The organism is Aquabacterium sp., assembly GCF_044226965.1.
Lineage (GTDB): Bacteria > Pseudomonadota > Gammaproteobacteria > Burkholderiales > Burkholderiaceae_C > Pseudaquabacterium.
In genome coordinates this window covers 23,854-38,716 of record NZ_JBGAGA010000041.1, presented here as the reverse complement: position 1 = coordinate 38,716, position 14,863 = coordinate 23,854, and the positions used below count along the sequence as shown (strand labels likewise).

At 70.0% G+C, this 14,863-nt stretch carries 12 protein-coding genes; 5 read left to right on the top strand and 7 right to left on the bottom strand.

The window, feature by feature from the left end; translation table 11 throughout:
- Window positions 1-10 precede the first annotated feature (10 nt).
- The 4 genes from ACILR4_RS18125 to ACILR4_RS18110 form a co-directional block, all read right to left on the bottom strand.
- Window positions 11-838, bottom strand: coding sequence for a carbohydrate ABC transporter permease (locus ACILR4_RS18125; protein ID WP_395702266.1), 828 nt, complete (start codon window positions 836-838; stop codon window positions 11-13).
- A gap of 94 nt (window positions 839-932) precedes the next feature.
- Window positions 933-1,853, bottom strand: coding sequence for a carbohydrate ABC transporter permease (locus ACILR4_RS18120; RefSeq protein ID WP_395702265.1), 921 nt, complete (start codon window positions 1,851-1,853; stop codon window positions 933-935).
- Window positions 1,854-1,867: 14 nt separating this feature from the next.
- Window positions 1,868-3,163 (bottom strand): ABC transporter substrate-binding protein, encoded by a 1,296-nt coding sequence (locus ACILR4_RS18115; protein WP_395702264.1) that lies wholly within the window; start codon window positions 3,161-3,163, stop codon window positions 1,868-1,870.
- A gap of 139 nt (window positions 3,164-3,302) precedes the next feature.
- Entirely contained in the window at window positions 3,303-4,418 is a 1,116-nt protein-coding gene (locus ACILR4_RS18110) for a LacI family DNA-binding transcriptional regulator (protein ID WP_395702263.1), read from the bottom strand.
- Between the two features lie 156 nt (window positions 4,419-4,574).
- On the opposite strand from ACILR4_RS18110, the gene ACILR4_RS18105 reads away from it, so the two are divergent.
- From ACILR4_RS18105 to ACILR4_RS18085, 5 genes are read left to right on the top strand one after another with little or no spacing between them, the layout of a single operon-like run.
- Window positions 4,575-7,556, top strand: a complete 2,982-nt coding sequence (locus ACILR4_RS18105; RefSeq protein ID WP_395702262.1) for a TonB-dependent receptor — start codon at window positions 4,575-4,577, stop codon at window positions 7,554-7,556.
- Window positions 7,556-9,121, top strand: coding sequence for a tryptophan halogenase family protein (locus ACILR4_RS18100; protein WP_395702261.1), 1,566 nt, complete (start codon window positions 7,556-7,558; stop codon window positions 9,119-9,121). The genes ACILR4_RS18105 and ACILR4_RS18100 overlap by 1 nt, the downstream gene beginning before the upstream one ends.
- 20 nt (window positions 9,122-9,141) lie before the next feature.
- A complete protein-coding gene (locus ACILR4_RS18095; RefSeq protein WP_395702260.1) occupies window positions 9,142-9,861 on the top strand; it encodes a SapC family protein in 720 nt (239 codons plus the stop codon).
- 8 nt (window positions 9,862-9,869) lie between these two features.
- On the top strand, window positions 9,870-10,859 hold the full coding sequence (locus tag ACILR4_RS18090; protein ID WP_395702259.1) for a cupin-like domain-containing protein: 990 nt from the start codon (window positions 9,870-9,872) through the stop codon (window positions 10,857-10,859).
- A 19-nt stretch (window positions 10,860-10,878) separates the two neighbouring features.
- Window positions 10,879-12,405: a tryptophan halogenase family protein gene (locus ACILR4_RS18085; protein ID WP_395702258.1), complete on the top strand. Its 1,527-nt coding sequence runs from the start codon at window positions 10,879-10,881 to the stop codon at window positions 12,403-12,405.
- Window positions 12,406-12,420: 15 nt separating this feature from the next.
- Here the strand turns inward: ACILR4_RS18085 and ACILR4_RS18080 are convergent, their stop codons facing one another.
- The 3 genes from ACILR4_RS18080 to ACILR4_RS18070 form a co-directional block, all read right to left on the bottom strand.
- On the bottom strand, window positions 12,421-13,098 hold the full coding sequence (locus ACILR4_RS18080) for a DUF1345 domain-containing protein (RefSeq protein ID WP_395702257.1): 678 nt from the start codon (window positions 13,096-13,098) through the stop codon (window positions 12,421-12,423).
- A 77-nt stretch (window positions 13,099-13,175) separates the two neighbouring features.
- Window positions 13,176-13,892, bottom strand: a complete 717-nt coding sequence (locus ACILR4_RS18075; protein WP_395702256.1) for a PEP-CTERM sorting domain-containing protein — start codon at window positions 13,890-13,892, stop codon at window positions 13,176-13,178.
- Window positions 13,893-14,053: 161 nt separating this feature from the next.
- Window positions 14,054-14,845 (bottom strand): SDR family NAD(P)-dependent oxidoreductase, encoded by a 792-nt coding sequence (locus ACILR4_RS18070; RefSeq protein ID WP_395702255.1) that lies wholly within the window; start codon window positions 14,843-14,845, stop codon window positions 14,054-14,056.
- Window positions 14,846-14,863: the final 18 nt, after the last annotated feature.

The window sequence follows — 14,863 nt, the reverse complement described above, 5'->3', positions numbered from 1 at the left end:
GTTTCGGGTGTTATTTGACGGCGCCCGCGGTGAGCCCCGCGATCAGCTGGCGCGACGACAGCGCGAACAGCACCAGCAGCGGAATCGTCGCGACGGCCGAGCCGGCCATCAGCGCGCCCCATTCGGTGTTGGTGGTGGACTGCAGGCTGCGCAGCGCCAGCGGCAGCGTGTAGTGGGCGGCGCTGCGCATCACCACCAGCGGGCCGATGAAGTTGTTCCACGAGGCGATGAAGGTCACCAGCCCCAGCGTGCCCAGCGCGGGCCGCAGCAGCGGCAGCACCACCCACCAGAAGATGCCGAACTCGCCGCAGCCGTCCATGCGCGCGGCCTCGATCAGTTCGCGCGGCACCGCGCTGGCGGCGTACTGGCGCATCAGGAAGATGCCGAAGGCGCTGGCCGCGCCGGGCAGGTACAGCGCGCGGTGCTCGTCGATCCAGCCCAGCGCGTCCATGATCATGAAGGTGGGGATCATGTTCATGAACGAGGGCAGCAGCATCGTGCCCATCACCAGCGCGAACAGCGCGCGCTTGAAGCGGAACTCGAACATTGCGAAGGCATAGCCGGCCAGCGAGCAGAACAGCAGCGTGAGCGCGGTGGACATCAGCGCCACGTACAGGCTCCAGCCCAGGTTGCGCCAGAACGGCAGGCGATCGGTGAGGATGCGCAGGTTGGCCGCCAGGTCGTTGCCGAACCACAGCGGCGGTGGCAGGTCGAAGATCTCGGTGCGCGAATGGCTCGCGAACACGAACATGAAGTAGAACGGCGCCAGCATCAGCAGCGCGCCGATGCCCACCAGCGTGTAGGCCAGCCACACGCCGCGGCCCGGCCGGTGGATCATGTGCACCCCTCGTCCGATGGGTACATCGGCCGATCCCCCGAGGGGATGCGGGCCGGCTTGGGAGCGGCCCGGCGCTCGGCCCGCTGGGGGCGTCTCATGCTTGCGGCTCCTGTGGCTTGAATGCGCGGTGCGTGCCCCAGGTGAGGCCGACGACGACGAGGAACAGCAGCCACGACATCGCGCTGGCGCCGCCGAAGTCGTTGAAGTCGAAGGCCATGCGGTACAGGTACACCGCCGAGGTCATCACCGCCTGGTCGGGGCCGCCCTTGCCGCCGGTCAGGATGAACGGTTCCTCGAACAGCTGCAGCCCGCCGATCACGCTGAGCGTGGTGCCGAAGAACATCATCGGCCGGATGCCCGGCAAGGTGATGTGGCGGAAGCGCGCCCAGCGGCCCGCGCCGTCGAGCACCGCGGCCTCGTACAGGTCCTGCGGAATCGTCTGCAGCGCCGCCAGGTACAGCACCACGTTGAAGCCCAGGTAGCGCCAGAACACGATCAGCGCCACCGCGGGCTGCAGGTGCTCGGGCCGGTACAGCCAGTCGATGTGGTCGATGCCGAACAGCGCGAGCGTGGCGTTGATGAGCCCGAAGTCGGTGGAGAACAGCGAACTGAACATGATGGCGATGGCCACCGTCGAGGTGATGTAGGGCAGGAAGTACGCGCCGATCACCCAGTTGCGCAGGCGCTTGAGCTGCTGGTGGATGAACACCGCCAGCGGAATCGCCACCAGGTGCTGCGGCAGCCCGGCCGCGATGGCCAGCCACAGCGTGTTCTTCAGCGACTTCCAGAACCAGGCGTCGTGCAGCGCGAACACGAAGTTCTCGAGGCCGACGAACTGCATCGCGTCGAGCCCGCTGGTGGGCTCCCAGCTCTGGAACGCCAGCCACAGCGAGAACAGCAGCGGAAAGACCCCGAACACGCCGAACAGGATCAGGAACGGGCTGATGAAGACATAGGGCGCCCAGCGCGGCGACAGGCGCGGCAGCCAGCGGCGGGGGCGGCGGATCGGCGTCATCGGTGGTGTGGCCCTCAGCGCCGGGCGCGGCGCGCCAGCAGCGCCTCGGCATCGGCCAGCGCCTGGGCGATGGGCTTGTCGCGGTCCATCACGTTATCGAGCTCGGCATTGAGCACCTCCTGCGCGAACTCGTTCTGCTTGTGGATGGCCACCGACTGGATGCGCCGCGCCGATTCGCGCCACAGCCGGCGCGCCGGCTGGCCGCCGAGGAAGGGCAGTGGCTCGTCGAAGAACGCGTCCTCGTGTGCTTCCAGCAGCGCGGGGAAGGCGTCCTGGGCCTTGAAGGCGGCCAGCTGCGTCTCGCGGCGCAGCGTCATCCACTGCATCAGGTCCCAGGCCAGGCGCTTGCGCGCGGGGTCGGCGCGCCGCGGCATCGCGTAGAAGGTGCCGCCGTAGCTGACGAAGGTCTGCTCGGGCAGCTGCGCCGCGCGCCACAGCCCGCGCGTGGCCGGGGCCACCCAGTTGGCGAGCTGGCCCACCATCCATGCGCCGGAGAGCTCGGTGGCCACGGTGCCGCGCTTGAAGCCTTCGGCCCAGTCGTTGGTCCAGGTGCTGGCGCGCGAATCCAGCTGCGCCCGGCGCACGCGCCGCGCCAGCTCGAAGGCGCGCACGAAGCGCGGCGAGTTCACCAGCACGCGCGAGTCGCGGTCGAAGTACAGGCCTTCGCCCGGGCCGATGTCCTTGCGGATCAGGATGTCCTTGAGCATCTGCGCGCTGCCGATCAGCCGGACGCCGGTGCGGGCCTTGATGCGTTCGCCGGCGTCGATGTAGGCGTCCCAGCTGCGGGTGAGCTCGGCCTCGTCGACGCCGGCGCGGGCCAGGATGTCGTGGCGGTACAGCAGCGTGCCGGGGCCGATGTCGGTGGGCACGGCCACCACCGCGCCGCGCGGGTTCACCGCCTGGTCGTAGGCGTAGCGCACGAAGCGCTCGCGCTGGCGCGTGATGTCGAAGGGCAGCGCGGCCAGGTCCTGCAGCCCGAGGCCGGGTGCGAAGCGGCCGAGGTAGCTGGCTTCCAGCGCCATCACGTCCGGCAGCAGGGTCGAGGTCGACAGCGCCGTCGTCATCGCGGTGTGGTGGTCGGCGTACTGGCGGCTGATGACCTGCACCTCGACCCCCGGATGCTGCGCCTGCCACTGCGGCAGCGCGGCGCGCAGGATCTCGTCGACCAGCGGGAAGGCGGCCACCGTCAGCGTCGTTGGCTCGGCGGCACGGACCGCACCGCTGGCCGCGAGGCTGGCGACACCGGCGCGCAGCAGCGTGCGGCGGGTGAGGGCGGCGGACGATTGCGGCGATGACGGCGGCGCGGTCACGGGCTCAGCGTAGCGGGGGCAGAAGGGGCGGGACAACGATGACAGCGCCGGACACTGAAAGCGCTTTCATGATGCCGCGGATTGTGCCCAGCCCGCGCCGGCCGGCGGCTCGGGGTTAACCCGCTCGGTGCCGCTGCGTTCAGCGCACCAGGCGGCGCGTGGACTCGCGCGGCGTCAGCGTCGGCGGCGGCAGCTCGGCACTGGGCACCTGGCCCTGCAGCATCTCCAGCATGCAGCGCGCGGCGATGGCACCGGTCTCGTAGACCGACTGGCGCACCGTGGTCAGCGGCGGGATGCAGAAGCGCGCCGGCGCCACGTCGTCGAAGCCGACGATCGAGACATCGTCGGGCACGCGCACGTTGCGGCGGTACAGGCCCAGCAGCGCGCCGATGGCGGCCTGGTCGTTCGACGCGACGATGGCGGTGAAGGCCGCGCGGCTGTCCAGCAGGCGGTTCACCGCCATCATGCCGCCGGCTTCGGTGAAGTCGCCCGGCATCACCAGGCTCGCGTCGTAGGCGATGCCGGCATGCTGCAGGGCTTCGCGGTAGCCGGCCTCGCGCTGCAGCGCGTCCTCGTGGCCGGGGTCGCCGCTGATGTAGGCAATGCGCCGGTGGCCCAGGTCGATCACGTGCTGGGTGCCCAGGTAGGCGCCGGCGCGGTTCTCGAAGTTCAGGCTGAACAGCTGCGGCCCGTGCAGGCGGCGGCCCACCACCACCATCGGCAGCTGCCGGGCATAGGCCTGCAGCACCTTGTCCGGCAGGCGGCCGGCCAGCACCAGCAGGCCGTCGACCCGGCGCAGCATCAGCGCTTCCAGCGCCTTGCGCTCCTCGGCCTCGGCCCAGTGGCCGCTGACGAACAGCGGGATGTAGCCGGCGCGCTCCAGCACGTCCTCGATGCCGAGCAGCGCCTCGCCGTAGAACGGGCTGCTGACGGTCTGCGTCAGCACGCCGATGCTCATGGTGCGGCCGCCGGCCAGGCCGCGTGCCACCGGGTTGGGGCGGAAGCCCAGCTGCTTGATCGCCGCCTCGACCGCAGCGGCCTTGTCGGGGCTGACCACCGCGGTGCCGTTGAGGATGCGCGACACCGTGCTGGGCGAGACGCCGGCGGCCTCGGCCACCATCGCCAGCGTGGCGGTGCCGGCGGCAGGTGCCGCGGCGGCGGCGCGCGCGGCGCTGGCCGAGCGGGTGGCCGACGGGGTGGCCGACGGGGTGGCCGAAGGGGCGGCCTTGGGCCCGGATCGAGAACGCGGTTTCATGGACGCCGATCCTAACGGCGTCGACCTAGGGTGTCTCCTAGGTACCTCACCGGAGGGGGCGCCCTATCATTCTGAAACCGCTTTCAGAGAAATCGCTTTCAAGATCGCGGAACCGGCCCTGACGAGCATTCGCACAACATCCTGGAGACGCAGTCCATGCCCCACACCCCCGCGACCGGCCGCCGCACGCGCTTCGCCCGTGTTCACCCGCTGCGCCGCACGGCGCTGGCTGTCGGCCTGCTGTTCGGCAGCGCCGGCAGCGCGCTGGCGCAGCAGGCGGCAACGCCTGAAGCCGCCAAGTCCGACGCGCAGGCGCCGCTGCGCGTCGAGGTGACCGGCATCCGCAAGAGCCTGGACACCTCGCTGAGCCTGAAGCGCGACGCGCGTGGCCTGGTCGACGGCATCGTCGCGGAGGACATCGGCAAGTTCCCCGACACCAACCTGGCCGAATCGATGCAGCGCATCAGTGGCGTGTCGATCGACCGCAGCTTCGGCGAGGGCTCGCGCATCACGGTGCGCGGCATTGGCCCCGACTTCAACCTGGTGCTGCTCAATGGCCGCCAGATGCCGGTGGCCAGCATCGAGGCCACCGCCGCCTCGAACTCGCGCTCGTTCGACTTCGCCAACCTGGCCTCCGAATCGATCTCGGCGCTGGAGGTCTACAAGACCAGCCGCTCCAGCACGCCGGTGGGCGGCATGGGGGCCACCGTCAACATCAAGACCGCGCGCCCGTTCGACAACCCGGGCCTGCATGCCAGCATCGGCCTGAAGGGCGTGCACGACCAGTCCAACAGCCGCCTGCCCGACAACCTGAAGGGCGACAGCTGGACCCCCGAGCTCTCGGGCATCTACAGCAACACCTTCGCCGACGGCACCTTCGGCATCGCCCTGACCGGCAGCCACCAGGTGCGCCACCTGGGCTACAACGAGGCCGGCGTGCCCGGCGGCTGGCGGCCTTTCCATGGCGACGAGGTGAACTGGGGCACCATCCCGCTGCCCGGCACAGCCGGTTCCGAGAACATCACCAACCGGCCCCAGGCCACCGATCTCTATTCGGTGCCGCAGAACCTGCTGTACGCGATGAACGGCATCCGCCGCGAACGCAATAACGGCCAATTGACGCTGCAGTACGCGCCGCGCAAGGACCTGACCGCGACGCTGGACTACACCTACTCCGAGAACAAGCTCGAGACGCGGCGCAACGAGCTGTCGGCCTGGTTCAACTTCGGCCCCTCGGTCACGTCGTGGACCAACGGGCCGGTGGCCGCGCCGCTGGTCTATTCCGAGACCATCAACCCGCCGACCAGCGACGTGGCGATGGCCGGCGCCCAGTTCGCCAGCAAGAACAAGAACGAATCGCTGGGCTTCAACCTGGGCTGGAAGGCCAGCAAGGCCCTGAGCTTCGAGCTCGACACCCACCATTCCACCGCCACCTCGGGCTCGGCCAGCCCCTGGGGATCGAACGCATCGCTGGGCGCGGCGCAGTTCAACCGCGGCACCACCACCGCGGACTTCTCCGACGCGTTCCCGGTGCTCAGCATCCAGGGCGCGCCGCTCGATGCCTCGCAGATGCTGGTCACCGGCTCGTCCTTCCGCAACAGCTACATGAAGCAGGAGATCGACCAGACCCAGGCGCGCGGCAAGTGGAAGCTCGAGAACGGCTCGTCGCTGGACTTCGGCGTCGGCCACACCGACACCAAGACGCGCACGGCCTACGGCTTCGTGCAGCAGGACTCCTGGGGCGGTGCCACCAAGGCCAGCGACTACCCGGACAGCCTGTGGCAGCCCGGCACGCTGAGCCAGTACTTCTCGCAGATGCCGGGCAGCGGCAGCGCGGCGCTGTACAACCAGGTCTTCTTCTGGGACTTCAATGCGGTGCGCGACATCGCCGCCAAGGTCGGCAATCCGGCCATCTACCAGGCGCCCGATGCCTTCAGCGTCGACCGCCGCACGCGCGAGAAGTCCGACAGCGCCTTCCTGCAATACAACACCGACTGGGAATGGGGCCTGCCGATGGGCCTGGCCGCGGGCCTGCGCTACGAGCGCACGCGGGTCAGCTCCAGCGCGCTGGTGCCGGTGGCCACCGGTGTCGAGTGGGTCGGCAACAACGAGTACAGCGTGAAGTTCGGCGCGCCCGCCTTCACCACGCTGGAGGGCAGCTATTCGCACGTGCTGCCCAGCCTGGACTTCGACGTCGACCTGCGGCGTGACCTGAAGCTGCGCGCCAGCATCGGCGAAAGCATCGGCCGGCCCTCGTGGGCCGACATCCAGGGTGGGCAGACGCTGGACCAGCTGGCCCGCTTTGGTGGTGGCACCGGCGCGCAGGGCAACCCGGGCTTGAAGCCGCTGAAGTCGCGCAACATCGACCTCTCGCTCGAGTACTACTACGCCAAGAGCAGCTACGTGGCGCTGAGCTATTTCGAGAAGCGCATCAGCAACTACGTCGGCGTCACCACGGTGGACGGCACGCCGTTCAACCTGCACACGCCGGCCAACGGCGCGTGGTTCAAGGAAGCGGTGGCGCAGGGCAACTGCCCGGACACCGACATGACCTGCATCCGCAACTACATCTTCGCCAAGTACGACGGCGTGGGCGGCGTCAGCAAGTCGGCGGGCATCATCCCGGGCCAGTCCGGCGACCCGGTCATGAACTTCCGCATCACCACGCCCAGCAACCAGGACAGCTCGCGGCTGCGCGGCCTGGAGCTGAACCTGCAGCACGTGTTCGGCAACACGGGCTTCGGCGTGCAGGCCAACTACACCAAGGTGAGCTCGGGCCTGAAGTACGACAACGCCAGCGTGGGCGCGCAGTTCGCGCTGGTGGGCCTGAGCGACACCGCGAACCTGGTGGCCTTCTACGAGACCGACAAGTACCAGGTGCGGCTGGCCTACAACTGGCGCGGCGAGTTCCTGTCGGCCCTGCGCGATGGTGCCGGGGCCAACCCGGTGTACGTCGAGCCCTACAAGCAGCTCGACCTGAGCGCCAGCTACAAGGTGGACGACCACCTGTCTCTGCACTTCGAGGCCATCAACCTGAACGACGCGATCCAGCGTTCGCACGGCCGCGACTGGCACGAGCTGGTCGGCATCAGCCAGACCGGCCGGCGCTTCATGCTCGGCGCGCGCTACAAGTTCTGATGGACCCGTCCGGCCCGATCCGCCGCGTCGTCATCCTGGGCGGCGGCTCGGCCGGCTGGCTGAGCGCCGGGCTGCTGGCCGCCGGGCTGGGGCCCGAGGTCGCGCTCACCGTGATCGAGGCGCCGGACATCCCCACCATCGGCGTCGGCGAGGGCACCTGGCCGACGATGCGCGACAGCCTGCACGACATCGGCGTCTCCGAAACCGAGTTCGTGCGGGCCTGCGAGGCCACCTTCAAGCAGGGCTCGCTGTTCGCGCGCTGGTGCAACGGGCGGCCCGAGGACCTGTACTTCCACCCGTTCACGCTGCCGCAGGGCCATGGCGAGGCGCCGCTGGCGCAGGCCTGGTGGCAGCTGCAGCGCGATGTGCCGTCGGCCCCGTTCGCCGCCGTCGTCAGCCACCAGCCGCACCTGTGCCTGCACGGCCGCGCGCCCAAGCAGTTCGCCACGCCCGAGTTCGCCGCGGTGGCCAACTACGGCTACCACTTCGACGCCGGCCGCTTCGGCCCCTTCCTGCGCACCCACTGCACCGAGCGGCTGGGCGTGCGCCACGTGGCCGACGAGGTGGTGGCGGTGCGCTGCCACGACAACGGCGACATCGCCGCGCTGCGCACGCGCGGGCAGGGCGAGGTCGAAGGCGACCTGTTCATCGACTGCAGCGGCCTGCGCGCCCGGCTGCTGGCGGGCCACTACGGCATCGGCTTCGTCTCGCAGCGCCAGGTGCTGTTCTGCGATTCGGCGCTGGCGCTGCAGATCCCGTATGCCGACGCACAGGCGCCGATCGCCTGCCAGACGGTCTCCACCGCGCAGTCCTGCGGCTGGGTGTGGGACATCGGGCTGCAGTACCGGCGCGGCGTGGGCCTGGTGTACTCCAGCGCGCATGTGGCTGACGACGAGGCCGCGCGCATCCTGCACGCGCATGTCGCGGCCCACGGCGGGCCGTCGGGTGCCCAGGCCGAAACGCTGGCGCCGCGCCGGCTGCGCTTCGACCCCGGCCACCGCCAGACCTTCTGGCACCGCAACTGCGTGGCCATCGGGCTCTCGGCAGGCTTCCTGGAGCCGCTGGAAGCCTCGGCACTGGCGCTGATCGAATTCAGCGCCGGGCTGTTGCGCGACCAGTTCCCGGCCACGCGCGAGGCGATGGACACCGTGGCGCGGCGCTTCAACGACGCCTGCCACTACCGCTGGGGCCGCATCGTCGATTTCCTGAAGCTGCACTACGTGTTGAGCCGGCGCGACGACAGCGCTTTCTGGCGCGACAACCGCGACCCGGCCAGCGTGCCCGCGCGCCTGCGCGAGCAGCTGGCGCTGTGGCACGAACTGCCGCCTTCGCGCCACGATTTCGAGCGACACGACGAGGCCTTTCCGTCGGCCAGCTACCAGTACATCCTGTACGGCATGGGCTTCCGGCCCGAGCGCCTGCGCGCGGTCTCAGGGGCGGCCCTCTCCCGCGCGCAGGCCGCCTTCGAAGACACTGCCCGCACCACGCGCAGGATGCTGCCGGCGCTGCCTTCGCACCGCGAACTGGTGCAGCACATCGCGCGGCATCCGCTGCAACGCATCTAGGCTGAAACCGGACCCCGCCCATGGCTTCCACCCGCCACGTGCTGCTCAACAACGTCGAGCACCAGGCCCTGCGCATCATCACCGGCCGCGGCGCGCGCTACGGCGACGCGGTGATGGCCGCGGCCACCTTCCCGGCCGAATTCCGCAACGTGCAGGCCTGCTACCCGATCGTGTTCCAGAAGCGGGCCGACGGGCAGGGCTTCCAGCCGCTGGCCCTGTTCGGCTGGCGCGAGGGCGAGAACCTGTTCCTGGACGGCGACCGGTGGGACGCGGGCTATGTGCCGCTGGCGATCGAACGTGCGCCCTTCCTGATCGGCTTCGACGGCACCGAGCCGGTGATCCACCTCGACGCCGCGAGCCCGCGCGTGAGCCTGACCGAAGGCGAGCCGGTGTTCCTGCCGCATGGCGGCAGCACCGAGTACCTGGAGCGCGTCAGCGCGATGCTGCAGTCGCTGCACGAAGGGCTGCAGGCCACGCCGGCCTTCATCGAGGCGCTGCTGGCGCATCAGCTGCTCGAACCCTTCGCGCTGGACATCGAGCACGACGACGGCACGCTGCAGCGCTGGCAGGGCTTCTACACGATCCACGAAGAACGGCTGCAGCAGCTGGACGGTGCGGCACTGGGCCAGCTGCAGCAGGCCGGCCACCTGATGCCGATCTACATGGTGCTGGCCTCGATGAGCCGGCTGCGCGACCTGATCGACCGCGCCGCGCGCCGCCGGGCAGGGCAGGGGCAGTAGTGCGCGAAGTGAGCGGCCTGGACGCGCAGCAGCTCGGCGCGCTGCTGCTGCAACCGGCCGAGCCGGTGCTGCTGCGCGGCCTGGTCGCGCACTGGCCGGCGGTGCGGGCAGCCGCCGCGCCAGGCGGCATCACCGACTACCTGCGCGCGCGCGACGGCGGCGCCACGGTCGGCGCCTGGTTCGCCGGCCCCGAGATCAACGGCCGCTTCGACTACACGTCCGATCTCGGCGGCTTCAACTTCGCGCGCGAGAAGCTGCCCTTCGCGCGCCTGCTGGCGCTGCTGGAGCAGCATGCCGCCGACGCCGCGCCGCCGGCCGTCTACATGGGCTCGACGACGCTGGAGGCCGTCGTGCCCGGCTTTGCCGCCGAGAACCCGCTGCCCACCGACGCACTGGCGCCCTTCGACCCGCTGGCCAGCCTGTGGCTGGGCAACCGCACCAGCGTGGCGCTGCACCAGGACCTGCCGGACAACCTGGCCATCGTGGTGGCCGGCCGCCGCCGCTTCACGCTGCTGCCGCCGGACCAGCTGCCCAACCTCTACATCGGCCCGCTGGAACACACGCTGGCCGGCCAGCCCACCAGCCTGGTCGACCATCGTGCGCCCGATCACGCTCGTTTTCCACGTTATGCAGAGGCACAGGCCCATGCGCTCACCGCCGAGCTCGGCCCCGGCGACGCGCTGCTGATCCCCAGCCTGTGGTGGCATGGCGTGGACGCGCTGGAACCGGTGAACCTGCTGCTGAACTACTGGTGGCGCACCAGCCCGGCGCACATGGATTCGCCGATGGGCGCGCTGCTGCACACGCTGATGACGGTGCGCGACCTGCCGCCCGCCCAACGTGCCGCCTGGCGCACGCTGTTCGACCACTATGTGTTCGATGCCGGCGAGCACACGGCCGCCCACCTGCCACCGGCTGCCCGCCATGTGCTGGCACCGCTGGACGATGCCGCCACGCGCGCGTTGCGCGCGCGGCTGATCCGGCGGCTGAACCGCTGACCCCGAGCCGAGCCCGAGCATGAACGACCGCCACGACACCGCCTCCGTTCCCCGCGGCCCCATCCGCCGCATCGTCATCGCCGGCGGCGGCACCGCGGGCTGGATGGTCGCGGCCTGCCTGTCCAAGACCATGGGCAAGCTGCTGGACATCACGCTGGTGGAGTCCGAAGAGATCGGCACCGTGGGCGTGGGCGAGGCGACGATCCCGACGATGTTCACCTTCCACCAGCTGCTGGACATCGACGAGCGCGAATTCATGGCGTCCACCCACGCCACCTTCAAGCTCGGCATCCAGTTCGAAGGCTGGCGCGCGCCGGGGCACCGCTACATCCACTCGTTCGGCCTGACCGGCAAGGACCACTGGACCGCCGGCTTCCAGCACTTCTGGCTGGAAGGCCGGCGCCGCGGCGTGGCCGCTGACTATGGCGACTATTGCCTGGAGCTGCGCGCTGCGCAGGAGAACCGCTTCGCCCACCTGCCGCGCAATGGCATGAACTACGCGTTCCACCTGGACGCGGCACGCTACGCGGTGTTCCTGCGCCGCTTCAGTGAACGGTATGGCGTCAAGCGCGTCGAGGGCAGGATCGCTTCGGTGGACCTGACCGCGCCCGACGGCGACATCCGCTCGCTGACGCTGGACGGCGGCCGCGTGATCGAAGGCGACCTGTTCATCGACTGCACCGGCTTCCGTGCGCTGCTGATCGGCCAGGCGCTGAAAGTGCCCTACGAGGACTGGAGCCACTGGCTGCCCTGCGACCGCGCGCTGGCGGTTCAGACGCCCTGCGTCGACGATGCGCTGCCCTACACCCGGTCCATCGCCCACGAGGCCGGCTGGCAATGGCGCATTCCGCTGCAGCACCGCGTCGGCAACGGGCTGGTGTACAGCAGCCGCTTCATCAGCGACGAGCAGGCGCGCGCGACGCTGCTGTCGAACCTGCAGGGCCAGCCCTTGTTCGAGCCGCGACCCATCCGCTTCACGCCCGGCCAGCGCACCGAGGTGTGGCGCCGCAACTGCGTGGCCATCGGCCTGGCCAGCGGCTTCATCGAGCCGCTGGAGTCGACCAGCATCCATCTCATCCAGCGCGGCGTGATCCGGCTGATGCAGACCTTCCCGGCCGAGCGCATCGCGCAGGCCGACATCGACGAGTACAACCGCCAGGCGCGCTGGGAGATCGAGCACATCCGCGACTTCATCGTGCTGCACTACCACGTGACCGAGCGCGACGACAGCCCGTTCTGGCGCCACTGCCGCACGATGGCGATTCCCGAATCGCTGCAGCACCGCATCGCGCTGTTCCGCCAGAGCGGCCGCGTGTTCCGCGCGCCGAACGAGCTGTTCGCCGAGAACTCGTGGATCCAGGTGATGCTGGGCCAGGGCATCGTGCCGCAGCAGCACCATGCCATCGCGCAACTGATGAACGATCGTGAACTGAAGGAGTTCCTCGATCGCATCCGTGCCGACGTCAACCGCACGCTGGCGCAGCTGCCTTCGCACCAGCGCTATGTCGAGCAGTATTGCGGCAGCGCGCTGGCGCCCGCCGCCTGAAGGGCCCGCGCCGCGTCAGGGCGCCAGCAGGCTGGCGCCGATGTTGATGGCCAGCCCGATCACCGCCACGTTGAAGAAGAAGGCCAGCACGCAGTGCAGCATGCCGAGCGATCGCATCGCGCTGCCGACGAAGGACACGTCCGCCGTCTGCCCCGAGGTGCCGATGATGCAGGCGAAGTACATGAAGTCCGGATAACCCGGCTTGCTGGTGCCGGGGAACTGCAGCCCGTCGGGCCGGCCCAGCCGGCGCGCCAGGAAGAACTCGTGCGCATAGTGCAGCGCGAAGCTGGTCTGCACGAACAGCCAGGCCACCACGATGGTGCCGATGGCCAGCACGATGTGCGCACGGCGCGGCGCAGCGGCCAGGTCCTTGACCATCGCCATCTGCGAGGCCACCGCCACCAGCACCGCCAGGCCGGCCAGCACCGCCAGCACCAGCACCACGTAGCGGCCATCGTCTTCCTGCAGCGCGCGGCGGGCGATGCGCTCCTCGCTCGAGGTGGCCATCATGGTCCAGGCCAGCGCCAGGTAGGCGAGGGCGCCGGTGTTCCAGGCCAGCAGTGCGCGTGTCGGCCCGTGCTGCGCCCAGGACGTCGGCAGCCACAGCCAGACCACCACGCCCAGGGCGATGGACGACAGCAGCCGCGGCCGGAACCGAAAGCCGCGCCACAGGCGCGCGAGGGGATTCGTCACCACAGGTCTCCCGGGCCCACGGCCCTGGCTGCGGAGTATCCCGGCTCAGGGCGCCCGGCGGCCCGCCGACCTGCCGCTCAGGTCCTGGCCACCGACCTGCGGCGCACCCCGGCCAGCGCCGCCAGGGCGAGCAGCGCCAGCCCGGCCGCGCCGGGTTCCGGCACGGCGGCCGGCGGCGGGGCGGCGGCATCGATGGACCACTGGAAGAAGCCGTCGTAGCCGGCCCCGTAGACCCCGACGAACTGCATGTAGGTCGGCAGCATGCCCTCCAGCCGGAAGGTGTAGGTCTGCCCGGCCAGCAAGTCGTAGTCGACCTCGCCCTGGCTGCCGGCCAGCATGTACTGGAGGCCGGCACCGTTCAAGGTGCTGCGGTAGCCGTAGGTGGCCGAACCGCCCAGGAAGGGGTCGGGCGTCACGTCGTACTTCAGGCGGAACACGCTGTCCTCGTCGACCGTGAAGGTGTAGAGCCAGAAGTCGTCGTTGTCGACCGCGGCCCAGCTGATGTCGGTCTTGCGGCTGCTGTACGAACTCTGGATCGAGAGGCTGCCGCTGCCGGCGCCGACCCAGTCGTTCTCGATGTCCACCAGGGTCTGTACCTCGGCGCCCACGGAGGGGTCCATCGAATAGGCCGCGGCATGCAGGCGCGTGCTGCCGGTGGGTGCCGCATAGGTGGCGGCATCGCTGCCGGTGACCGTGGGCACGAAGAACGACGATCGTGCGGACACCGTGGCCGTACTGCTGGATTGGACGAACACCGGCACCGCCGCGGCCGGGCCCGCGAGGCCGGCCAGCATGAACCCGATCGGCAGGGCGACCAAGCATCGGGTACCGAGAAAGGAACGTGATGTCATCGAAGCCTCCCGCCATCTGATGGACTTGGCCTGTCAGTAACGGCAGACGCCCGGCGGTTCCAGCGCAAGCGTGAAATCCTGGGCACAACGGGCCGCCGGCGCCGCTAGAACGCGCTCTTGACGACGCCGCCATCCACGCGCAGCGCCGCACCCGTCGTCGCCGAAGCGAGCGGGCTGGCCACATAGGCCACCAGCGAGGCCACCTCCTGCGGCGTGGCGAAGCGCTTGATCAGCGAGGTGGGGCGCACGTGCCGGAAGAACTCGGCCTCCACCTGCTCGAAGCTCTTGCCACCCGCGCGCGCCAGGTCCTCGACGAAATCGCCCACGCCGCGTGAACGGGTCGGCCCGGGCAGCACGCTGTTGACGGTGATGCCGGTGCCGGCAACCGACTCCGCCAGCCCGCGCGACACCGCGAGCTGCGCGGTCTTGGTCATGCCGTAGTGGACCATCTCGCTCGGGATCTGCACGCCGCTTTCGCTGGAGATGAAGATGATGCGGCCCCAGTTCGCGCGCCTCATCGCGGGCAGCACCAGGCGTGACAGCCGCACGCCGCTGAGCACGTTGACGTCGAAGAAGCGTTGCCAGTCGGCGTCGGGGATCTCTTCGAAGGGCTTGGGCTCGAAGATGCCGAGGTTGTTGACCAGGATGCCGATGCCGGGAAAGCGCCGTACCGCTTCTTCCGCGGCCGCTGCCTGGCTCAGGTCGGCGGCCAGCCCGTGCACGGTGCCCTGGGTCTCGGTGCGCAGCCGCGCCACCGCCTCGTCGACCGATGCCTGCTGGCGGCCATTGACGATGACCGCCGCACCTTCCCGGGCCAGCGTGTGCGCGATGGCGTAGCCGATGCCCGCGGTGCTGCCGCTGACCAGGGCCAGCTTGCCGTTGAGTTGAAGGTCCATGGTGTCGATGCTCCGTGT